The organism is Sphingobacterium lumbrici (assembly GCF_006476045.1).
Classification (GTDB): Bacteria; Bacteroidota; Bacteroidia; order Sphingobacteriales; family Sphingobacteriaceae; genus Sphingobacterium; species Sphingobacterium lumbrici.
In genome coordinates, this window is record NZ_SRZY01000028.1 from 82,680 (window position 1) to 106,074 (window position 23,395).

The 23,395-nt window shown below is 38.5% G+C and carries 19 protein-coding genes; 9 read left to right on the forward strand and 10 right to left on the reverse strand.

Annotated features, from left to right (window positions below):
* Nucleotides 1-80 precede the first annotated feature (80 nt).
* Entirely contained in the window at nucleotides 81-2,417 is a 2,337-nt protein-coding gene (gene tamL / locus E4F24_RS10010) for a translocation and assembly module lipoprotein TamL (RefSeq protein ID WP_140938560.1), read from the reverse strand.
* Nucleotides 2,386-7,668 carry a translocation/assembly module TamB domain-containing protein gene (locus tag E4F24_RS10015; RefSeq protein WP_140938561.1) on the reverse strand — a complete coding sequence of 1,761 codons (5,283 nt, stop codon included), beginning with the start codon at nucleotides 7,666-7,668 and terminating at the stop codon, nucleotides 2,386-2,388. The genes tamL and E4F24_RS10015 overlap by 32 nt, the downstream gene beginning before the upstream one ends.
* A 288-nt stretch (nucleotides 7,669-7,956) precedes the next feature.
* Between E4F24_RS10015 and E4F24_RS10020 the strand changes: the two genes are divergently transcribed.
* The 4 genes from E4F24_RS10020 to E4F24_RS10035 all read left to right on the forward strand — a co-directional run bounded on the left by E4F24_RS10020 (nucleotide 7,957) and on the right by E4F24_RS10035 (nucleotide 10,922).
* Nucleotides 7,957-8,628: a response regulator transcription factor gene (locus tag E4F24_RS10020; RefSeq protein WP_140938562.1), complete on the forward strand. Its 672-nt coding sequence runs from the start codon at nucleotides 7,957-7,959 to the stop codon at nucleotides 8,626-8,628.
* 2 nt (nucleotides 8,629-8,630) lie between these two features.
* A complete protein-coding gene (locus E4F24_RS10025; protein WP_140938563.1) occupies nucleotides 8,631-9,911 on the forward strand; it encodes a sensor histidine kinase in 1,281 nt (426 codons plus the stop codon).
* Nucleotides 9,912-10,009: 98 nt separating this feature from the next.
* Nucleotides 10,010-10,453: a PepSY-like domain-containing protein gene (locus E4F24_RS10030; protein WP_140938564.1), complete on the forward strand. Its 444-nt coding sequence runs from the start codon at nucleotides 10,010-10,012 to the stop codon at nucleotides 10,451-10,453.
* A 16-nt stretch (nucleotides 10,454-10,469) separates the two neighbouring features.
* Nucleotides 10,470-10,922 (forward strand): PepSY-like domain-containing protein, encoded by a 453-nt coding sequence (locus E4F24_RS10035; RefSeq protein ID WP_140938565.1) that lies wholly within the window; start codon nucleotides 10,470-10,472, stop codon nucleotides 10,920-10,922.
* A gap of 95 nt (nucleotides 10,923-11,017) precedes the next feature.
* Here E4F24_RS10035 and E4F24_RS10040 read toward each other — a convergent pair whose 3' ends face one another.
* The 8 genes from E4F24_RS10040 to rplM all read right to left on the reverse strand — a co-directional run bounded on the left by E4F24_RS10040 (nucleotide 11,018) and on the right by rplM (nucleotide 17,470).
* Nucleotides 11,018-11,617: an alpha-ketoglutarate-dependent dioxygenase AlkB family protein gene (locus tag E4F24_RS10040; protein ID WP_140938566.1), complete on the reverse strand. Its 600-nt coding sequence runs from the start codon at nucleotides 11,615-11,617 to the stop codon at nucleotides 11,018-11,020.
* A complete protein-coding gene (locus E4F24_RS10045; RefSeq protein ID WP_140938567.1) occupies nucleotides 11,604-12,467 on the reverse strand; it encodes a methylated-DNA--[protein]-cysteine S-methyltransferase in 864 nt (287 codons plus the stop codon). Before E4F24_RS10045 ends, E4F24_RS10040 begins: the two co-directional genes overlap by 14 nt.
* 86 nt (nucleotides 12,468-12,553) lie before the next feature.
* Nucleotides 12,554-13,297: an SDR family NAD(P)-dependent oxidoreductase gene (locus E4F24_RS10050; RefSeq protein ID WP_140938568.1), complete on the reverse strand. Its 744-nt coding sequence runs from the start codon at nucleotides 13,295-13,297 to the stop codon at nucleotides 12,554-12,556.
* A 149-nt stretch (nucleotides 13,298-13,446) separates the two neighbouring features.
* Nucleotides 13,447-14,496, reverse strand: coding sequence for an AI-2E family transporter (locus E4F24_RS10055; protein ID WP_140938569.1), 1,050 nt, complete (start codon nucleotides 14,494-14,496; stop codon nucleotides 13,447-13,449).
* 217 nt (nucleotides 14,497-14,713) lie between these two features.
* Complete coding sequence (gene tsf / locus E4F24_RS10060; RefSeq protein WP_140938570.1) at nucleotides 14,714-15,550, reverse strand: translation elongation factor Ts; 837 nt, start codon at nucleotides 15,548-15,550, stop codon at nucleotides 14,714-14,716.
* Nucleotides 15,551-15,797: 247 nt separating this feature from the next.
* The gene (gene rpsB / locus E4F24_RS10065) at nucleotides 15,798-16,610 is read right to left on the reverse strand and encodes a 30S ribosomal protein S2 (protein ID WP_140938571.1); all 813 of its coding nucleotides are present in this window, start codon (nucleotides 16,608-16,610) and stop codon (nucleotides 15,798-15,800) included.
* A gap of 18 nt (nucleotides 16,611-16,628) precedes the next feature.
* Entirely contained in the window at nucleotides 16,629-17,015 is a 387-nt protein-coding gene (gene rpsI / locus E4F24_RS10070; protein WP_140938572.1) for a 30S ribosomal protein S9, read from the reverse strand.
* Nucleotides 17,016-17,026: 11 nt separating this feature from the next.
* Nucleotides 17,027-17,470 (reverse strand): 50S ribosomal protein L13, encoded by a 444-nt coding sequence (rplM, locus tag E4F24_RS10075; RefSeq protein ID WP_136901040.1) that lies wholly within the window; start codon nucleotides 17,468-17,470, stop codon nucleotides 17,027-17,029.
* A gap of 217 nt (nucleotides 17,471-17,687) precedes the next feature.
* Between rplM and E4F24_RS10080 the strand changes: the two genes are divergently transcribed.
* The 5 genes from E4F24_RS10080 to E4F24_RS10100 all read left to right on the forward strand — a co-directional run bounded on the left by E4F24_RS10080 (nucleotide 17,688) and on the right by E4F24_RS10100 (nucleotide 23,391).
* Nucleotides 17,688-19,397, forward strand: a complete 1,710-nt coding sequence (locus E4F24_RS10080) for a tetratricopeptide repeat protein (protein ID WP_140938573.1) — start codon at nucleotides 17,688-17,690, stop codon at nucleotides 19,395-19,397.
* Nucleotides 19,387-20,154, forward strand: coding sequence for a lipoprotein insertase outer membrane protein LolB1 (locus E4F24_RS10085; protein WP_140938574.1), 768 nt, complete (start codon nucleotides 19,387-19,389; stop codon nucleotides 20,152-20,154). The genes E4F24_RS10080 and E4F24_RS10085 overlap by 11 nt, the downstream gene beginning before the upstream one ends.
* Nucleotides 20,155-20,251: 97 nt before the next feature.
* Nucleotides 20,252-21,517 (forward strand): murein hydrolase activator EnvC family protein, encoded by a 1,266-nt coding sequence (locus E4F24_RS10090; RefSeq protein WP_140938575.1) that lies wholly within the window; start codon nucleotides 20,252-20,254, stop codon nucleotides 21,515-21,517.
* A 72-nt stretch (nucleotides 21,518-21,589) separates the two neighbouring features.
* The gene (gene tatA / locus E4F24_RS10095) at nucleotides 21,590-21,802 is read left to right on the forward strand and encodes a twin-arginine translocase TatA/TatE family subunit (protein WP_140938576.1); all 213 of its coding nucleotides are present in this window, start codon (nucleotides 21,590-21,592) and stop codon (nucleotides 21,800-21,802) included.
* A gap of 167 nt (nucleotides 21,803-21,969) precedes the next feature.
* Nucleotides 21,970-23,391 (forward strand): lytic transglycosylase domain-containing protein, encoded by a 1,422-nt coding sequence (locus E4F24_RS10100; protein WP_140938577.1) that lies wholly within the window; start codon nucleotides 21,970-21,972, stop codon nucleotides 23,389-23,391.
* The last annotated feature ends 4 nt before the right edge of the window (nucleotides 23,392-23,395 follow it).

The following is a 23,395-nucleotide window of genomic DNA, read 5'->3' on the forward strand; positions in this document are numbered from 1 at the left end:
CTTTTTAAACTTACGAAATATTGCTTGAAAAACCGAATCTTTTTAAAGACAAATCTGAAGAAATTTCTTCGGATTTGTCTTTAAAAAGGGTAACCTATCGCCAAATTGAAAATCAGATTATTTTCCCGCCATTTTCCACTGCCGAAATCGATATCCTGGAATACCCATCGATCTGACTTGGTATTGTGGGGAATTCGAAACGGAATGGCAAAATCTGTTCTTAAAATCAAAAAATCAAAATCGAATCGCAGACCGGCACCACCGCCTACAGCTAGCTCAGATAGAAACTCTTTTGAAAATCTGCCGCCGGGTTTATTATCATCCCTATTTTGCAACCAGATGTTTCCGGCATCTACAAATGCTGCCCAATGTAAGAATCCTGCTATTTTAGCACGGTACTCCGTATTGAGTTCGAGCTTGTAATCGCCAGTCTGATCGGCAAAAAAATTGTCCCGACCTAGATTTTCCGGGAGAGAAGATCCGGGGCCTACAGACCGCGCTTGAAATGCACGAAGTCCATTTGGGCCACCTGTAAAATATTGTTTCAAATAAGGAAGGGAACGCGAATTTCCATAAGAATAACTCGTTCCGATCATAATCCGGGAAGCTAGTTGTGAATTGGGCGATAATTTCATGTAATATCTGAAATCACCCTCTACCTTGATAAATTGACTATATACTGTATTGAAAAGGGTTTTGGTGTTCCCCTTTTGTATATTAGCAGCTTGGATAAGACCTAAAACGTTTCCGGAAAGATTGATTCCTCCCTTAAAATAAAACGTGTGCTTTTTTTCCTGTTGCATAGTATTGGTATACGTAAAGTTGTAATTCGGACCAAACGAAAACTGAGGCTCGATAATGTGTCTCAATGTAGGTACAGTATCCATTTGTGCTTCGTATTCGGGGGTCACATTACGGGGCTGCACGTATATAATTTCGGCAAGTGCCAAGTCATGTTGTTTTCTGTCATCTTCTTTCCAATTGTATCCATAATTAAGACTGGTAGAATTTAGTGTATAAGCTGTACGTCTGTTTAAAAATTCATAGCCCAGTTTTAAATAGGTTCGCGGAATATACCTCCTTGACGGAGCCCATTTGTACGGTGATAATAAGCGAGGCCAGGTAATGGCAACTTCTGCACCGTATCTGTAATAGGATGAGTTTAGATTAACATTACCACCGGTCTGTGTTTCATATCCTCCAAAAGCATTCAAAGTCAATGTCTCAAAACCCCGGAATGCATTCCGTAATGTCCAAGTAACATTTGCTTCAGACCCGTTGTAGACCGTAGCGGTCTTGCCTAATACTTCAAATCGTAAGGATTTTTTAGGTAGTGGTGTTAAATAATAATATACATCTAATGTATTTGTCGAGTCCGGATTATCTTCGAAATTGTTTTTGACAAATTTAAATGTATTTAGATTAACCAAGTGGTTAATGGTCTGGTTATGATTCCAGCGATTATACAACTCTCCTCGTCTAAAAAAGATATGATTGGTGAGTACTTTTCTGCGGTAGGTCTTATTACGATCGACAATGTAATAATTATTGTCGAACAATTCCAGATTTCGTGGACGGCTCTGCCGCTGATATCCTTGGGTGTTCAGTGTATAGTCGGGATAAATAAATATGTTGCCAATTTTTTGCGGCTGTATGGATTTTTCTGAAGTTTCAGGTTTCAAATTAACATACATATTCACCTTATGATCTCCAATGGTACTATCCACTTCAACCAAGAGGTTGTCCGGACTGAAATAGTAATAACCTTGATTTTTAAGATCATCGTCTATCCGCTCCCGTTCATTAATGATAACATCCAGATTGTAGTTTTTGCCATTTCGCAATAAGGATTTGTCTCGGGTTTCTGAGATGTCTTTTCCGATTTGACGGGTACTGTCGATGTCAAATTTGACAACATTGATTCGATAGATGCGCCTCGGAATACCGTAGTATGTGACTGTTGCCAGCTTTCCGTTGATAGAGGTATCCGAGGAAAAAGACGCGTTAAAAAAGCCGCGATTTTCTAAACGATTCCGAAGTAAGTTTTCATTATACTCGCGGTTCACATCACTTAATAATACAGGTTTTTCTCCTTGACGTCTAAGCCATCTTCGAATAAAGTTTGTCGTTGTATCGGGGCCACCCCCCATATTCCAAAGAGATAGTTTCCATCGCCATCCCAAAATTTTAGCATTCGGTTCCGGGCGTAGCATAGATCCCAGACTTTCTTCGAAAGCTACTTTGCGATCGTTGGCTACACCGGTATCCACCTTTAATTCCACTTTACCCCCATCATACAGCCTCTCATTTTCCGCTAGATATTTGGTAGAGTTGCATGAGCTGATGAAGAGGCTAAAAACAGCTAACAATGTTACTATCTTTTGGTTAATCATTTTCATTCCTTTCCTCATCTTCATTCCTTATTACAGTATTTGACGTGTCTTTTATTGCTTTTGTTGAATTGGTGTCGGTACTGTTGTTCGTTGAATCCGGTTGTCGATTCAATTCCTCCTGATCTCTTTCCTGTACTCGTTTTCGAAATTCCGGACTATGTTTCATCAAACTGTCGCGCAAGACCAGCCGCACGCTGTCACGATATACAGAGTCGGAATCCATTCGTTCCACATCAAATCTTCTTCTGAAACTTCGAGTATCCGTATTATAATATTCTTCCAGAGCCTTTGAATTCATAAACAATTCTTTAAACTTATTATAATCCATCGTGGTGATAAAGCCAATTCCCGTTTCAACAAACTGCCCCTGCAATGTAGCTTGATACTGATTTTTGCGGTACACCCGCGCAAAATACCTGCCATCCTTGGATAATTGGTAGTCCAGTGAAATATCACCGGCAATATTGCTGGGCTTTTCTCCGGGGCGTGTATTACCCTCGACTTCAAAATTGGAACCAATTGTAACTTTAAGCCTGTCGTCAAAAAGCATTTTTGAAACACCTACATTTAAGTCAGTCCTGTTTTGTCCCGACCCGGTTAGGTAATCCTGTTCTGATTGCAAATTGAAATCTAGTTCTACACCTTTGATCAAATCGGAGGCGAGATTGTTTAATTGCGCTGTGAGTAGTGAACTGACGGAATTCCGAGCCATACCCTCAACTCCACCGCCCCCCGATAGACTTTCGAACGGATTGGCAGACATAAATCTCCCAAGGATAATTAAAGAAAATACCTGTTTGTTCAATTCTGCCGGATCATCACGAAGTGTGGATAGGCCTATATTGACTTTGCTCACAACATCTTGGGAGACAATAGCATTATTCTCATCTAGATCAATATTGAAATTGATATTAGGCTTAAATAATTCACCCGTTAAGATTAATTTGACATCAAATGGAATACGTTGTTTATAGAGATTCTGATTTTCGGCACCGATTTGGTTACTCACCAATTCCAGCGTGGGAAATTTTCCTTTGTATAGTGCCGTGATATCCATCCGGGCATCTAATGGATCACCATTCCATGTGATAGTACTCCCTTTTTGGAAATTAAATTGTCTGCTTACCGGACCAAAGTTGAAGGAATAGTTTCCGTCTTCGACAGTATATGTACCCGACATCGTAATGTTACTGTTGGCATCTATAGTGGTATTTAGTTCGGCTACCCCCTGTATATTAAGTGCATCTTGCGACCCCTCATCGATAATGACTTTGAATTTTGCTTCTCTGTCTGTGGATAGATTGAGTGCCAGATCAAACCCCGATAATGAGGATGCTGTTGTCAGGGAATCTAGCTTGGCAAAGACATTTGTACGTGCGGTATCACTTTTGTTGACAAATTTTACTACGCCATCACGCTCGGCTACTCCGGGGTTGTCATTAGGTACGATCAGTACAAAGTCAGTGTTTTCATTTGCTTTGATATTTCCATCTATTTTTGGCTTATTGAGGTCTCCTGTAATACGAATGTTCGACGTAACGAACAGTTTTCCAAAGAAGAGATCATTATCCTCACGAGTTGAATTTACGACTGCAAAATCATCGGTGGTTAAATTTAGATTGAAAACAAAATCGCGGTACGTAGTGCTCCGTATAGTTCCATTGAGTCTTGCTCTATTGCCTTTCAGATCTTTTATTTCAAATTGTCTAAATTGTATACCTTGATTATTAAATGTGACTTTTTGATTGTCCATTAAAAAATCGGCATTTAGCACCGTTACATTTAATTTACCTTGCTGAAAGATTAAATCACCATTGATCTTAGGTACTTGAGGCGTACCTGAGATTTTGAGTGAACCGGTGAGGTCCCCGGCTGTACCTTGCAAATAACCCAAACTAAACGCTTCTACCGTTTTCAATTTCATTGGCTTTAGGTCTAGTGTAGCATTGAAGCTTGATTCGCCGATAGGAGGAGTGTAATATTCACCTATTAACTGAACATTATTTCCATTTTCGGTAATGCGAACATCGGCCGCAAATGTATTTTCGGTTTCATTATTCACTTTTACGAGTACATTACCTATGGTATCTTTTCCAAAATAGAATTTTTGTATTTCTAGATCAGAAACGAAGACAGGACTGCTTTCTAATCTGGATATTGTAGCAGATCCATTGATGCCGCCACCAAGGTTTAACGTTTCGGATTCGAGCATTTTACTGAAGGTCTCAATCCTGAAATTATTGAATGTTATATCTATTGGAGCATTTAATGCAGAGTCTTGTGACTGGATCAACAGTTCCTGCCCGTTGTTGGAGAGTCTAAAGTCATGAGCACGAATGCCATCTGTACCGAAGGTAATTTGATTGGCAGGCGAAATATTCCACTTACCGTAGTTCAGCATAAGACCGTCTTCAAATAGGCTTAACATATAATTATTTTCGTTAACGGCCATTTTTGCTCCTAGATGATAACGGTCTTTCTCTTGTTTATCCTTAATCCACAGGCCAAAATCAAGATTATTTTCAATGACTTTTCCGCTCAATACGGTGTTGATTAATTCGATATTGCTGATTTTAATCCGGTTGATGAGTGCCGAATAATAGAGTGTGCTATCTAGTGTATTAATGTCTATACCGACATCTTCAACTTCCATGCCGTCATATATCACCTTTGGCGCAATTAGTTTAGCCATAATACTTTTGTTCTTGCTGTTAAAAGTACCATCCAGTGTTACATCCTGCATCTCTTCAAGCTGTGGAAAGAAGTCACGGATAAATCTGGAATTGTTTATGGAAGCTGAAAATTCAAAGTTTTGATCCTCGTATCGGGTAGTATCTGGAGACACATTTTTAGGATTGTAGTATACTTGGGCTATATCTTGTATAGCACTTCCGAGTTCAGTAAGTTTATATTTTCCAACCAAATGCGCATGTAAAAATTCTGAATTTAACACCAGTGTGTGTCTACTGGTGTCTGCGATCGCTATCAGTGATATGGTGTCCAACGTAAATCGATTCTCGTTATAGGCGATAGAAGACTGCTTAACGTCAATTCTTCCATTCAGATAATTTAAATCTGCAGTTTCAAAATCTGCAGTTATTTTCCCATGATAACGGATATGATCGGTCGTTAGATTCAGATTCTTTAGATTAACACTATCGATCATCAGTTCCATATTCACTTTAGGATATTGCGGCCTCATATCCGCGGCGAGATCAAGATTGAATTTAATATTTGGATCGGGACTAACAATTTTTCCGGCAATATCTCCATCATTCGCAGTGAGATCAAGTACAATTCCTTGATAACTGTAGCCCATTGCATCTAGTCTGTTAACTGTTCCATTGACTTCGGCTATCATGGTCTGTGGATTTAGCCCGCGCCCTTTTATGTTGGCTTCCATAGCAATGATTCCCAATACAGAATCCTGATTTAAGATATGACCTATATTAAAGTCATCGATCGATACGTATGCATCGTAAGTGGTATCTCTTTGCCCCATACTCAATGAACCATTTACTGTAGCATTTCCTTTATCGGTTATCAAACTCATATTGACATCTCCGCCGGACATCCCTCCTTTTAACGTGCCAGATAATGAAATGGAGGTAGGTAGTTGTATACTGTCGGGCAGTAGGGATGTATCGACCAGTTGTTCGATATCACGTCTGCTGGTTGTTAGCTTTTTAAGGTCAATATTGACATTCATACGATCTATATCCGGCAACCCTTTAATAGCTGCGCTGGCAATGATATGCGTATTGTCAAGGGTCTTAAATTCCAGTTTTGGAATATGGAGGTCATTTAATCGGCCTTGTACGCGGCCGTCTACGTAAAACCGTTTGGTCATTAATGATTTCATGGCATCCATATTTTCCAGGTCAGGTACAAAATACCGTATATCTGACATATCAATTTGGCTTTTACTGATGCGGGCATCGATAGTCATGGCACTTGGATTACTGCTGATGGCTTCCAGGGAAGGATATGTTACTTTGATATAATCACGAATAATGGTTTTATTAGTTTCCGCTAGTAAATTTTCAATCGTTGCTCCAGTACGTGAATACACAAAATCAGCTTTTAGCTGTTTGAGATAAAAGCCGGAATGATCTTTTACAGAAAGATTAGAGAGGGAACCCGAAATGGAATCTGCAGAGTAGTAGAGGTCGTCCAATCCCCCGGCAAGATCGGTTATCTTAATATTCGAATAGTCGAATCCTTTTGTACGGGCTTGATTATCGTCTTTAAACCAAAAATTAGTTTTCTCTATCGAAAGCTTGTCTGCTGAGACAATCCAATTCATTGATGAACTGGTATCTGTCGGTGTGCTGTCTGCCTTAACGTTATTCTGCTTTCCAAAAAATACATACGAATCTGAACCTTTCAACACGATTTCGTTTAGTCTAACGACTTCCTTATTAAGGTCGATTTCTGCCACATTTGCCGATAGGTTTTTAATGTCGAATTTGGTATTCATCGCCGAAGAACTATCAGTGTACCGCACTAAAATATCTTTGAGAATGACTGACTTGGTGGCCAAATTGGGTAATAGTGAAGAGTTTTCTACAGATTGGTCTGTAATGCCAAAATCTTCCGCAGTAGGACTAGGAGCCGTCGTGGACGGAGACCATTGCTTGATATCTGCATTCAACCCCATGATATGAATGACCGGCATGTCAAAAGACATATTGTTGGTTAAGTCAAAATTCTTTACACGGGTATCAAAATGCGTTAAACGAATATCTGCAGAAGTGCCGATCATGTCGTCTTTGTAAGAAAAACGGATGTGATCGAAATTGACCTTATCAATGTCAAATACCAATGCCGAAGTAGTATCGGCTTTATCGGTACTTTCTTTTTCTGTGGTAAAAGCTCTTAATATATAATCAAAATTGAATACCCCATCTGGTGTTGTACGTGTTATTTTGGCAGTAATACCTGCGAGATCAAGTTCTTGAATTTCGACTGTATTTTTAAATAACTTGAACATATTGATGTCTACGGACAACTTTTCTCCCGCTAAGAGCGTGTCTTGACTCTGATCCTCAAAATAGATGTTTTCCAAAACCAGCTTCTTAGGGAAAGTGATATTGATATAGCCAATAGTTACCGGTGTGCCAATTTTGGTTTCTAAATAATTAGTTACTTTTCCGACTACGTAGTTTTGGACGGAGGGTAATCTTATTAAGAAAATAGCTAATAGAAGCAAGGCTATTACAGAGCCTACGACCCACAGAATGGTTTTTAGAAAAATACGGCTGAGTCTGTTCAATTTATGTGAGTATATTAAGTTATCCTGTTTTATGACTTACTTGTTAATAACGTAAAAGTAATTTAATTGTTTATGTTTTGAATGTTTTTTGGTGCTGATTTACAACAAAAACACGAAAAATAGTTTGCATGAACCTAAAACTTTTAATGCTTGTTAGTTCAATTCCTAAATTTTTCCTATTTCTGTAATTAAGATTGTATTTTTAAACAGAAAAACTTATCGACCACTTATCAATAATTGCACCGAACTCGCCTAAAACGAGAGAGGACACAAAGTAACGATACACGAATGAAAATATTAATCATAGAAGACGAAGTAGAATTGTTGCATAGTGTACAGGAATTTTTAGAACAGGAAAACTACCTGATAGAATCTGCGACGGATTATGACGCAGCTGTGGAGAAAGTTCTTTCCTATCCATACGATTGTGTATTATTGGATATTATGCTGCCCGGAGGAAATGGCTTGGATATTCTTCGCGTGCTTAAGAAGGAAAAAAAAGACCAGCCCGTACTGATATTATCTGCTAAGGATTCGGTTGAAGATAAAGTGTTGGGTTTAGAAATTGGAGCAGATGATTATTTGGCAAAACCATTTCATCTTTCAGAATTGTTAGCGCGGATTAAATCCATTATTCGTCGTCACATGCACCATGGAGATCCAGTTATTTCTTACAAAGATGTTAAATTGAACCCAGATTTAAGACAAGTACAGATAGGTAATAGAGATATCACATTAAACAGGAAAGAATATGATATTTTGTACTATTTGATGCTGCGTCCGAATAAACTGATGGAGAAAACGACTATTGCGGAGACAGTATGGGGAGATAATATCGATCAAGCTGACAATCTGGACTTTATCTATTCACAAATAAAGAACTTAAAACGCAAATTGAAAGACGCGAATGCGCAAATAGATATTCAGGCGGTTTATGGAGTGGGATATAAGTTGATTTAGTTATGAACGTTTCTGTCAAGAATTATACAAATAGATACATTATCATTACCATATTGGTCGTGATGGCTGTATGGGCCTTGTTATTTTATGCGGTATTGATGGATGAAGTGTACGACAATGTAGATGATGGGCTGAAGAATCAAAAAATCGAAATTATCCGAGAAGCATATACCAATTCGGATGTACTAAACAACACGAGGGAATTCGGAATTAATCAGTTTCGGATATTGCCCGGTAATGTCGAGGATTTTACAGACCGAAACCATTTTACGAATGAATTGATTTATATGCCTTATGATGAGGAAGATGAACCTTATCGGGTATTGAGAACTGGATTTTATAGCAAGGAGGGGAATCCTTACCTACTGGAGATACGGACTTCCACGGTAGAACAAGATGACTTTTTAATCAATTTAGCGATTTCTCTAACTGTACTTTACATGGTTATTATCCTGAGTATTCTCGTGGTAAACCAGTTGATATTAACCAGAGCGTGGCTTCCATTTACGAGAATCCTTTCTAATCTCAGCAACTATCGTTTCGGAAACGTATCGTCTTTTCAACCTGTAGAAACGAAAGTTAAGGAATTCAATGAATTGAACAGGCAGATCAATCTCATGATCCAACGTAACGAATCTGTATTTACTGAACAAAAGCGGTTCTTGGAGAATGCTTCTCATGAATTGCAGACACCATTGGCAATTACAATCAATAAGTTGGATCTCTTGTTGCAAGACGATGAACTTTCGGAACGACAGCTTACTAAAATAGCTGAAGCCAAACAATCGCTCCATCGGATGGTGGGGCTTAATAAGTCACTCTTGATGTTGTCTAGGATAGATAATCACCAATATAAAGAAGTTGAAAATGTAAATTTTAACGAACTAATAAAAGAGCTTTTACGGGATGTCGAAGATTTTGTTAGTTTTCGGGAGATAAAATTTAATTTAACCGAAGAAACCATATTTAGCACCTCGTGTAATTCAGATTTAGCAAGGATATTGATTTCTAATTTGCTTCGTAATGCGATTAAATACAATACCAATCCCGGTGTAATAGACATTCAGATTTCTTTCAATAGACTGGATATCTGTAACTCAAGTACATCAGGAGCATTGAATCCACAATATATTTTTGAACGATTCCATAAGGGATATCAAGATAGCCAATCCAATGGCTTAGGGCTTTCGATTGTCAAGTCGATCGTTGAGACGTGTCCGAATCTGGAGATAGCGTACCGATTTGAAAATAATTTCCATGTTTTTTCGTTAATTCGCTCTTAATTCCTAAATCTTTCCTAATTCGTGTCTGAAATTTGTTTGAACAAGTGTAGCAAATCCATGAACGCTTTTCTACACGATTACTTAAATAAATATTAGATATGAACACAAGTATTAAAAGCATGCTAACAGCTGTTTTCCTTATGGCTGTTATGACAGTTCAAGCACAAGAAAAGATTATTCAGCTTGAGCAATTACCTCAATCTGCACAGTCATTTATCAAGACCTATTATCCAAAAGCTACGGTATCCTATATTACTATGGAGAATGAATTTCTTGCGGAGAAGGAGTATAAAGTCGTGCTAACAGATGGTGTGAAAATAGAATTTGATGGTAAGGGGAACTGGACTGAGGTCGACGCGAAACTGCATGCTGTACCGACTAACATTGTACCTGCATCTATACATGCACACATTAAAAAGAGTTTTCCGAATAACAATATTGTTCAGATCTCGAAATCGTCCCGCAAATACGAAGTCGAATTGACAAATGGTTTGGATTTAGAGTATAACAAAAAAGGTAAATTCGTACGCATTGACGATTAAAAAACATATAAATAGAATGAAGATTAAAAAATTACTTTTAGGATTATCGTTATTATTGACGATCACTCTCGTAAGTGTTTCATGTGAAAAAGAGAAAATTGTTGGAATAGATGATCTGCCAGCAACAGGCGCGACATTTTTGAAGGAACATTTTAATAACGTTGTTGTCTTAAGTGTTACAAAAGAAAAGGAAGGGCTTGCGGGTACAGAATACAAAGTGCTACTAGACAATCGTACGGAAGTTACATTTGATAAGAATGGAAACTGGAAAGAGGTGGATGCCGCAGATAATATCGCTATTCCAACCACTTTTATACTCCCAGCAATTGTGAATTATGTAAATACAAATTATCCAAATGCTGATTTTAATAGCATTGAGAGGGAGAATGGCAACTTCGATGTCGAATTGTCGAATGGGTTGGATCTGGTATTTAATAATCAGGGTAATTTTGTCCGAATTGATCCTTAAGACGAAGTATGCTCTATAGTAAGAAGAGAGAGCACCCACGTTCTCTCTTCTTTTATTTTTTTAGTGAATACCACTGTAATTTTCCGGCTTAAGAATTAGCGGAGAATCGTTCGAAAAGTTAAATTGATGCGTGGATGTGATACGGTTTTGGTTGGGGGAAGACGATGCTGCCAATGTGATTGGGTACTGTCTTTCATCACCAAAAGACTTCCATGTTCGAGATAGATATCTATCTTTTCTTTCTTGATTCTGTGTTTGAACGAAAATTTCCGCTGTGCGCCAAATGTCATAGAAGCTATAGCTCCATTGGGTTTCAGATCCTTTTCGGCATCACTATGCCAGGCCATTCCTTCGCTTCCATTATGGTATAGATTAAGCAGGCATGAATTAAAAGTTTCTCCGCTTATAGTTTCTGCCAATTCTTTTAATACGAGCAGATCGGATGTCCACGGTAACGCAATCTTCTGAATACCTGAATAACTGTACTCGAAAGCAAGATCTCCATACCAAGCAATTTTTCTTTTCGTATAAATATGCTTTCCAAATATAATAGCTTCATCGTTTTTCCAAGCAATATGATGCATCAAACGTTCATAATAGTGATCCGCTGAACTACAGATAACTCCATAGTAATTAGCCGTGCCATCATAGGGAAGCAGATTTTTTATGGAATCCGATGTATTAAATAGTTTCATCTTGTTCCGGATCTAATTGTGCATTTTCCCACCCTATTATAGCCGCCTTACGGGTTGGGTTCCACATATAGCCTCCGAATACCCCTGTTGATTGAATTACCCGATGACAGGGAATAAGGTAGGCGATTGGATTGCTTCCGATAGCAGTTCCTACTGCTCTGGAGGCTTTTTCGTGATTTATTTGTTTTGCGATAGTGCCATAAGTAGAAAGACTTCCCATCGGGATCTTTAGCAGTGCTTCCCATACCTTTAATTGAAAAGGAGTACCTTTTAGATGGAGTTTAAGTTGCGGTAAGTTTGTATTCTCGCGGTTAAAGATACCATTCACTTCACGGTGGATATCTAGCTCTTTCTTGATATAGGTGGCGTTGGGAAATTTCTTTTTAAGATCGTAAAACCCCTGGGTAGTATCTTCCACAAAGGCCATATAGCAAAGTCCTTTTTCGGTAGAGGCAATCAAACTCTCCCCGAAGGGGGTAAAACTAAAACTATAGTATATGGTAAGATCTTGACCACCATTCTTATATTCTGCAGGAGTCATGCCTTCAATTTGGACAAATAGGTCGTGAAGCCTACTGCTACTGGTTAAACCGGTTTCGTAGACCGTTTCAAAAACAGTATGTTTTTGGTTTTCTAAAAGGCTTTTTGCATACGATACGCTGATATATTGCAGAAATTTTTTTGGACTTGTACCTGCCCATTCTGTAAATAACCGCTGAAAATGAAAAGGGCTGATGTGTACATGGGCAGCAAGTTCTTCTAAACTGGGCTGATGACGGAAATTATGCTGTATATATGCTATTGCTTTGGCAATACGCTCGTAATTAATCTGCTGTTGTGTTATTGTCATACCCAAAGTTCGAAATTGAAAAGTACAGATAAAATCCGAATCTTGCTTAATTTAATATCGGCTCTTTCTGACTTTTCAATCGCATGCTATTTAGCTAAATATCCGCCGTCAACAGGATAGTAAGAGCCGGTAACAAACGAAGACTTGTCAGACGCTAACCACAGCGCAAGTTCAGCCACTTCTTGAGGCTTTCCTAACCGCTGTAAAGCATGCTGAGTAGCCAGGTAGTCGGTCGTTGCTTGATCGAGGTTAGTGTCGATGAGCGGGGTGGTAATAAAACCAGGGCCAATGGCATTGATGCGTACGCCTTTTGTTCCATATTCCCATCCGGCTGATTTTGTTAGGCCAACCACACCATGTTTGGCGGCGACATAGGCCGAAGATTGTGCAAATCCGACCTGGCCTAATATGGAAGCCATATTAATAATACTTCCGCCTACTTTTTCTATTTCCGGTAATTGATAGTGCATACCATAAAAAACACCATTTAAATTAATATCAATCACTTTTTTCCAAGAATCCAGGGGATAATCGCCTACGATCGCCGCGTCTCCACCTATACCGGCATTGTTGACAGCGATATGCAGTGCACCAAAGTTTTCGATCGCAGCTTCCACTATTTTTTTGTTATCTTCTGCAGAAGAAGAATCGGCCTTTATGAATAATGTACTTCCATCACCAAGTTCATTGACGAGTTGGTGTCCTAACTGTTCGTTGAGGTCAGATATGACCACTTTTGCGCCCTCTTTTACAAACAGTTCTACAATGGCTTTGCCAATACCGGATGCACCTCCCGTCACGATAGCGACTTTATCTTGTAATTGTCCCATGATCTTTGATTTTATGAATACAAGTTACAGAAATACTTACGCAATTAATATGATGGAAATTACTTAACTACCTGATTTTGATGTTGAAATTACAGTGGAGAACACAATTGACGGCGCTTTGATATTTGGAGGTTATTCTGTCGTACGCTTTATTCCGTAAATTCCTTTTCTGAGACATACGATCGGCCAAATTCGTTGGCATAGACACGGATAAGCAGACCAACGGAAGAGAGTATTAAAGGACCGAAGATAAGGCCTAACATGCCAAACATATTTAATCCCAACAATACGCCGAATACAGTAATCAAAGGAGGTACATTTCCCAGTTGTTTTAGAATGGTGAACCGTAAGATGTTATCTATGCCGCCTACGAGTAAAAAACAGTATATTGAAAGACCAATAGCATTTGCAGTTTGCCCTGAAGCTAATGTAACCAAACAGATTGGAACGTATACGGTCATTGTGCCAAGTACAGGTATAATCGACGATACACCGGTCAGTATCCCCCAAAGGATATAATTCTCTATACCGAAAAACCAATAGCCTGCCATGGCAACCAGACCTTGACAAAGACCTAAGATAGGGATTCCAATTGCATTGGATCTGACCATTAATTTTACTTCTGCCCAAATTTCTTTCTTGCTGTTTCGTGATAATGGAATTGCCGAATAAATATAGGTTTCCATTCTTTTAGCGTGTACTTGCATAAAATAGAGCACGAATAGGGCTACAAGAATATTTATACCAACTTCTGCTACTGAATTGAGTACACTCGGGATATAGCGGGTAAGGCTTTGTAAGGAGGCTAATAGTGCTGCATTTGAGAGGTCAATATCTTTTAAAATGGGCTTATCGCTCATATATATTTTTAGCGTATTAAATTTGGCAATGATATCCTGTTGGTTGCCGAGAAAGCTCGTGAGTTTTGGAACCAGATAATCAATAATTGCCCATAAGGGTAGTACAATAAATACAATAGATAATACAATAAAAAATAAGCTGGCCATAGACCTATTCCATTTTCGTCGTGTCGTGAGGTTGAAATAAACATTGCGGAATAGAATGTACAAGGTAGTAGCACCAAGAAAGCCTGGTAGATAATACAACAGATTCTTGAAAATTAAAATACAGATCAATATAATAATCAGAATCAACATGATTTGATTAATGGAATTGTTGTTTATCTGCTTATATTTCATCTATTTATTTTCAATGGTTGATGATTGCTCGATGTAAAATCATTGCCTTGTGTGTCAATATTATTTACATGTCGGGTTTGTCGTTATTTACTTCTATGCCAAAATACAAAAAAGTTTACGGGATATAAAACAAAAACAGCCTGTTCAGTTAATGAACAGGCTGTTTTATTCGAGTGGTACTGAGACTCAACACGTAGTACTCACTACTTAATACTAATTACGCTCCTAATTGTACGCGTTTGAAAGCATTAACTGTTAACCCTTTAGATACTGAATCTAAGAATTGAGAAATATTTTTAGAGCTATCTTTTACAAATTCTTGATTTAACAATGTTGTTTCTTTGTAGAATTTGTTCAATTTACCAGCTGCAATTTTTTCTGCCATTTCAGCAGGTTTTCCTTCGGCAATGATTTGTTCTTTAGCGATAGCAATCTCACGGTCAATAGTGTGTTGGTCTACACCGTCTTTATCGATAGCGATAGGATTCATCGCTGCGATTTGCATAGCCACATCTTTACCAGCTTCTTCAACACCTTCAGCATCAGCAGATAGACCTACCAATACACCTAAACGGTAATTAGCGTGGATATAAGCAACCACTTTCTCGGCAGATACAGTTTCATATTTCGAAACTTCGATTTTCTCACCGATTTTACCAGTTTGGTCGATCAAAAGATCTGCAATTTTAGCGCCACCGATTTCCAATGCTTTTAAGTCGTCTAAAGAAGCAGGTTTATTAGCCAAAGCAACGTCAGCTACTGATTCAGCAAAAGCAATGAAGTCCGCATTTTTCGCTACGAAGTCAGTTTCACAGTTTACCTCCACTACGATACCTGATTTGCCATCAGCTGCAGCTTTAGCGATAATTACACCTTCATTAGAATCACGGTCTTGACGGCTTGCTGCTACTTTAGCTCCTTTTTTACGCAAGTAATCAACAGCAGCTTCGAAATCACCATTAGCTTCTACTAATGCTTTTTTACAATCCATCATACCTGCGCCTGTTTGTTGACGCAATTTGTTTACATCTGATGCAGAAATTTGTACTGACATGATATTTTTCTTTTTTATAAAATTACAATTGATACATTAACAACGGCCGTATAGTATATGAAGCCTTTGTTAATTTTTAATAAAACACTTCGAGAGTGGCTAACACCAATAGTTATGAAACTCTCATGAAGGTTCTTGATAGCCATTGATTACAGGCACTTTCAGAAAAAAACCGGAAAGACACGATAGGCTAAGGAAGCAATTCTTCCAGAAACCAACACTTGTCATTCCGGCTTAATATAGAATATTATTCTACGTCTTTTGCTTTACGAGTGCGTTTTCCAGCGTTAGCTTCAGTAGTAGCTTCATCACCGTTGTCTACAGCTGCTTTTGCTGCTGCTGCTTCTTTTTCCGCATCTTCTTCTTTGTCGCGTTTACGTTCGTCTAAACCTTCTTGTATCGCTTGTCCGATGATTCCTGCGATTAAGCTGATAGATTTTGTTGCATCATCATTAGCAGGGATAGGGAAATCGATATTAGTAGGGTCAGAGTTTGTATCTACCATCGCAAATGTAGGGATGTTCAATTTAATAGCTTCAGCGACAGCGATGTGTTCTTTTTTCACATCGATGATGAATAAAGCTGCAGGCAGACGGTTTAAGTCAGCGATACCACCCAAAAGTGTTTCTAACTTAATACGCTCGCGTTGAATCATCAATTTTTCTTTTTTAGATAATACATCGTATGTACCATCTTTTTGCATTTTGTCGATGTTAGACATTTTTTTGATGGACTTACGCACTGTTGCGAAGTTTGTAAGCATACCACCTAACCAACGCTCAGTTACATACGGCATATTTACCGTTCTAGCTTGTTGAGCGATGATTTCTTTAGCTTGTTTTTTCGTAGCTACGAATAAAACTTTACGACCTGATTTTACGATTTGTTTGATAGCTGAAGAAGCTTCTTCTAATTTCGTAAGCGTTTTGTTCAAGTCAATAATGTGGATACCGTTGCGTTCCATGAAAATGTACTTAGCCATTTTCGGATCCCATTTACGTGTAAGGTGACCAAAGTGCACACCTGCATCCAATAAATCTTGATAAGTTGTTCTTGCCATTTTTTGATCCTCCTTTGATTAACGTTTACTGAATTGGAATCTTCTACGTGCTTTACGACGTCCTGGTTTCTTACGTTCAACCATGCGGCTGTCACGTGTCATTAAACCTTTCGCACGTAATGCTGGTTTTGCTTCTGGGTCAAGCTCTACTAACGCTTTAGCAATTGCTAAACGTACAGCTTCTGCCTGACCTTTAACGCCACCACCATGAACGTTAACTTTCACATCAAAACTTGCTAATGACTCCGATACAGCTAATGATTGTGTAACGATGTATTGCAAAGGCAATGTTGGGAAATATTCTTTGTAATCTTTACCATTTACGGTAATGTTTCCGCTACCAGCACCTAAGTAGATACGGGCAACAGCGGTTTTTCTTCTTCCTGAAGTATTAGTTGTTGACATGGTTGATCTCCTTAAAATTTAACTGGTTTTGGATTTTGTGCCTCATGCTTGTGCTCTGAACCGGCATAAACAAAAAGGTTTCTAAATAACTGACGTCCTAAACGATTTTTAGGAAGCATCCCGCGAACCGCTTTCTCAATGATGCGCTCAGGGTGTTTAGCCAATAATTCTTTTGGAGAAACAAAACGCTGACCACCTGGGTAGCCCGTGTAGCGAACATATACTTTGTCGCCTAATTTGTTTCCTGTCAACTTAATTTTGTCTGCATTAATAACGATCACGTTATCACCGCAGTCTACGTGTGGGGTAAATGTCGGCTTGTGTTTGCCACGAATTACTTTTGCAATTTCGCTGGCCAAGCGCCCCAAGATCTCGCCCTCAGCGTCAACAACAATCCACTCTTTGTTAACGGTGTTCTTGTTGGCAGAGACAGTTTTGTAACTTAACGTATTCACTTGCTTTTATTTAATTAATTAATACTATTTATCGTCCGCTTGTAATCACTACAATTGGACTGCAAAGGTACATTTTTATTTGAAAATAATCAAGCGTATTTTGCTTTTTTGTGTTTAACAATATTTAGGATTTTTTATTTTAAACTTTTGTGGCTTATAGCTGTCGTTTATTTGAAGGCAATAATGTACCTTAGTAGAAACGAATATTTGATATTTAATGCATAAAATAGCTAAAAGTTATATATTACGCTTCCTGCTAACCTGTTTGTGTTGTGGGGTGTTTTTAACGGTTACGGTAGGTCAAGAGCAAGTTAAGCCGTATAGAAATCAACTTAATGAGGTTGAGAATAAGTTAAGGGTTGGTGATTTTGGTGGTGCTATTCAAGATTTAGATCAAATCACTTCGCAGTACCCTGAGGCTGCCGAAGTCTATTATGCTAAAGCATTATTATATGGTCAAACCCGGAATTTTGATTTAGCCATTGACAATGCAAAACTGGCTTATGCCAATGAGCCTAATTTAGTGTATGCTAATTTTTTACTGGAGCTGTACAAAACAAACGATGATATGTCGGCGGCAATCCAACTGCTGAGAGATTTGCGTGCCGAAAATCCCAACGATTCAGCTATTTCCAGGGAGCTTATCATGACTTTGCATAATGCAGGACAATCACAGGACGCATTGGCTGTATATGACGAGCTGACTGCAAATGTGCCGTCATCGGATACATTGGATGTGATAAAAGCTGAAATACTGGTTGATCTAAAAAGAAACGAAGAAGCGAAGCGGCTTTTAAATCTATGGAGCGGTAAATCCAAAATAAGACAGGTGTATAGCACATTGGGGTTTATCTATCTCCAAGAGAACAATCCGAAACAAGCGATAGCTATTATTCAGCAGGGAATTGATGAGTCGAATGATCCTATCTTATTTCTGGATCTGGCAGACGCTCAAAAGGCATCAAAAAAGGATAAATTGGCCTTTGATGCCCTGATGCTAGCGTTTAAATCAGATAAGGTGGATTTTTTGGATAAACACCGGGTATTACTTACGTTGATATCGCCAAAGAACCCTGAATTTTCAGTGGATCAAATACAGCTTCTGGCAAATGAGTTGGTATTGCGGCATCCCCGTATAGCCGATAGTCATGTGTTAAAGGGGGAAATCCTGTGGCGTAGAGGAAATGCACAGGAAGCACGTTCGTTGTTTTTGACCGCAGTAGGTATTAATCCCAAACATCTCGATGCCTGGCGTATGCTTATTAATACTGATTTAGGATTGAATGAGGCTGATCTCGCAGTACAGCATGGTATGGAAGCCTTAAATGTCAATCCGGGAAATGCGATGCTGATGTATTTTACCGGGTTAGCTTATATGGTAAAGGAGGATTTTGATAGTTCACGTAAGATGTTAGAATTTGCTTTAGATAATAGTCTGAACGATAACACTTACCTGCAATCTATTATCTACGCATCATTAGGCGACCTATACCATCAACTGAAAATGGAAGCAGCGTCTGATGTAGCGTATGAAGAAGCTATTCGATTGGATAGTACAAATGTCTCAGCGATGAATAATTTTGCATATTATCTGTCTTTGAGGAAGAAGAATTTGGACAAAGCAGCTAAATATTCGAAGCTGTCAAATGAGATCGAACCCAGCTCTTCAACTTTTCAGGATACCTATGCTTGGGTATTGTTTCAACAGGGGAATTATAAAGATGCTTTGCTTTGGATCGAAAAAGCAATGAAGTCTCAAAACCCTTCGGCCGTTCTTTATGAACATTACGGTGATATACTAAGTAAGGTCGGAAATATAAAAGAGGCTGTCAAACAGTGGGAAAAGGCATTAACATTGGCTGCGGATACGGGAATGGACAGTGATAAAGTAAAGCTAAAAATAAGAGAAAAGAGATATGTGGAATAAATGGATGATCGGATTTTTGTGTCTTACGATTTTGTTCGCTTGTGGCACCAAGAAAAAGATAACCAAAGTTGATAAGAGTAGGGCTGAGACCAAAATAGTTTCAAATACCAATTATACGCTGAATAATTTAGATTTTCATACGTTTGCAGGCAAAGCAAAGACTAAAGTGGTATTCGGAGATTCCAATCAGGATGTTACCTTGAACATTCGTGTTCAGCGGGATAGAACCATCTGGATCTCTGTAACGGCTTTATTGGGAATTGAGGTTGCCCGTGTATTGATCACCCCGGATAGTGTGAAGATATTGAATAAGTTGCAAGGGGAATATATTGTCAAACCTTTTAACTATATATATAGGTATGTTACAGAAGGTGTCACTTTTTCTACACTTCAAGATCTACTGCTGGCAAATGTTTCGATGCCTTTACTAAAAACAGAAAGTTTAACTGTAGCGAGTAGTGAAGATGAGGTGCAGCTCATCGGTGTAAAAGACAATCTTGCTTTTCATTATAGCCTGAACCAAAATGACAGACCCAAAGTCTTTCGGTTGAATATGATCGGATCCCATGGGAATCTCGAAGCTGTCTATGGGCGATTTGTGTCTATTGAGGGATATGAGTTCCCGCAAACTCAGCAGCTGAAATTAAATGCTCAAACAGTAAAATTGGATGCGTTATTAGAATATGATAAAGTAGAATTTAATCAATCTATTGAGACTCCTTTTACCGCTCCTGCTCGATATAAAGTAATAAATTAATAGAAAAGCTGTTAAATCGGTAGTTTTATTAGGCAGGAAAGGTAGATATGATTATTTTTGGAAGTTTGGAGAACTCGAATAAAGAAATTGCCCCTTCATGGATTTTAAAAAAATACTGTTTAGTATAGTCATTATATTTATTTGCGGAAATGTAGCCTTAGCTCAAAGTTCCGCAGAACTGAAAAAGCAGCGTGAAAAAATTGATGCGGAGATCGCGCAATTGAATCAGATTTTGCGTGAGAAAACGCAAGAAAAGATCCTTTCACAACGTGAGGTAAATGCCCTAAGTAAACAGTTAGATCTTCGGGAAGATAAGATTAGCACGATCAACAGTGAGTTACGTCTTATCAATAACCAGATTTCTGCTAATACTAAGGCGGTAAACGGATTAAAAGCGGAGCTGGAGAAGATGCGGCGGGATTACGAAAAGATGGTCATGTTTGCTTTTCGTAATAAGAACGCTTATAATAAAATGATGTTCATCTTTGCTGCTAAAGATTTTAATCAGGCTTTTAAACGCATAAAGTATCTGCAACAATTTAGCGATGCACGAAAAATCAAAGCCACGGAAATTGAAGAGACACAGAAGCAAATCGAATTGAAGATTGCACAATTGGAGCGAGATAGGAAAACTCAAAATACACTGCTTGCCGAACAACGGGTGGAGCGTGACAAGATTGCAAAAGACCGCTCGGCTCATGCTCGTGAGTTAAATCAATTGGCTAAAGAGGAGCGTTCATACAAAGGTGAGTTGTCAAAAAAACAACAGGAAAAGAAACGTATTGATGCGGCAATCAAATCGGCCATCGCACGCGAAATAGCGGAAGAAAGACAAAAAGCAGAGGCTGCACGTAAGAAAGCAGCTGAGGAGGAAGCGAAGCGTACCGGAAAGACTATAGCCGAAATTGAGAAAGCTACGCCTAAAAAATCGGATAGCGAAATATTGAGATCTACACCAGAGGCTGCGAAATTATCTGCTGATTTTCAGTCGAACAGAGGCCGTCTTCCTTGGCCGGTGGCTCAAGGTAATATCGTTAGAGCATACGGAAAGCGTACTGTAGAAGGGGTGCCTATTTTCGAACCCGATATTGCGATCCGTACGTCTACAAATGCCGCTGTTAAAGCAGTTTTTGACGGGGAGGTCGTTCAGGCATTCTCAGGAGTAGTCGTCATTAAACATGGAGAATATTTTAGCTTTTACTCTAATTTAGCTTCCGTTTCCGTAAAAAGAGGTCAAAAAGTAAGTCGCGGTCAACAAATAGGTACTGCTGATTCTGATGTGGATTTAGGTTATTCGTTAGTGAATTTCGGTTTGTCACGAGGACAACAGGAATTCGATCCTTCTTCATGGCTTGCTCGTTAAAATTATAATTTATAGAAATTAGTCGTTATATTTGTGAAAGTACTCACGTTAAGTGAGCTAGAAAATTAAGATATGTACACAGCAGGATTATTATTATTTGGATTGGGAGCACAAGAGATCATTATTATTCTTATCATCGTACTTCTATTATTTGGAGGTAAAAAAATACCGGAATTGATGCGTGGATTGGGGCGTGGCGTTAAAGAGTTCAAGGACGGACAAAAGGATGACGATACCACTAATACAGATACGCGAGATACTAATGAAAAAACTAACAATCAATAAAATATCGTATTGATCGTTTGAGAGTTTCATTAAGCTAAAGACTTAATGAAACTCTTTTATTTTTTATGACTTTGTGTGTGTCCAATGGTCAGAAAGAATCTTCAATAGGCTTTCTTCGTTTGTTGGTATTACTTACATCATGAAGGCTTTTACTTAATACCGAAAGTATGATAAAATGCAGTGTGCTGTTTTTCTTAAGTTTGGGGATTTCCTGTTCGCAGGTTGTAGCTCAAGAGATCTCACTTGAGGATCATAAGGCCGGAATCCAAAATTCCATGATTGAATTTATTGAAATACATCAGCAACAGATTTTTTCTAAATTGGATTCTATACGGGAATTTATCGATCCGAATACAGGGAATGGATCAGAGGATGTAGGGATTCTCAAACGTCTAAACGTAACTGCCAACATCATTCCTTTGGATTATAATTCACAGGTGAGATCCCTTATCGATAAATATACATCAAAAAATTACCGTCCATACATGAATAAATTATTGGGATTAAGTAAACACTTTTTCCCAATTTATGAACAGGTATTTGATGAAATGGGACTGCCTGAAGAGATAAAATATCTTTCAGTGATGGAATCTTCGTTGGATCCACATTTGGTGTCCAGATCTGGTGCAGTCGGTCCTTGGCAATTTATGTATGCTACGGCTAAGTCTTACAACCTGGATATGAATAATTATGTGGATGAACGTAAAGATTTGTATGTATCTAGCTATGCGGTGACACAATATCTCAAAGAAGCGCATGATCAGTTTGGAGATTGGTTATTAGCACTGGCCTCCTACAATTGTGGGAGAGGATGTGTATCGCGTGCAATTCAACGCTCCGGTATGATCGCACCAAGTTTTTGGGAGCTTTCGCCATATCTTCCGCAAGAAACCCAAAATTATATACCTAAGTATATCGCCATGACATACGTACTCAGTAATGCTGATTATTATGGATTGGTACCAACGGAAACTGATTTGGATCTGGAAAGTAAAGTATTGATGGTAGATAAGCAGGTAGACTTGACTCATATAGCATCAGCTGTAAATGTACCATTGGAGCAGATTAAGAAATTTAATCCTTCCTATAAAAGAGGGATTGTAAATGGGACGGTTGAAAAGCCTAAAAGACTTCTTTTACCCATTACTGAAAATACCAATGACAGCTTGTTGTATTTGGCATTGAATGTGCCATCCTCCTTGTCGGCTCCTGTTAATAATGGTGTCAGTAATTTCAATCTTGCCAATGTTGATGAAAAAAGGTATAAAGTAAAGCGTGGCGAATCGCTAGCTGTTGTTTCGAAAAAAATTGGTGTTTCTATTCAGAATTTACGGGCATGGAATGGGCTATCTGCACAGAGTTCTATCTCAGGCAGAACATTGATTGTTCAGAAACCGGTTAATTCTACATTGGCTAAAAACGTAAAATCAGCTACTACTACAATTGTTTATACTGTAAAGAAGGGAGATTCATTAGATAGAATAGCCAGTCAATATAAAGGGGTAACGGTTTCCAAACTCAAAGCCGATAATAATCTAAAGAGCTCACTTATTAAGCCTGGGATGAAATTGAAAATAAAGAGGGGATAAAAAA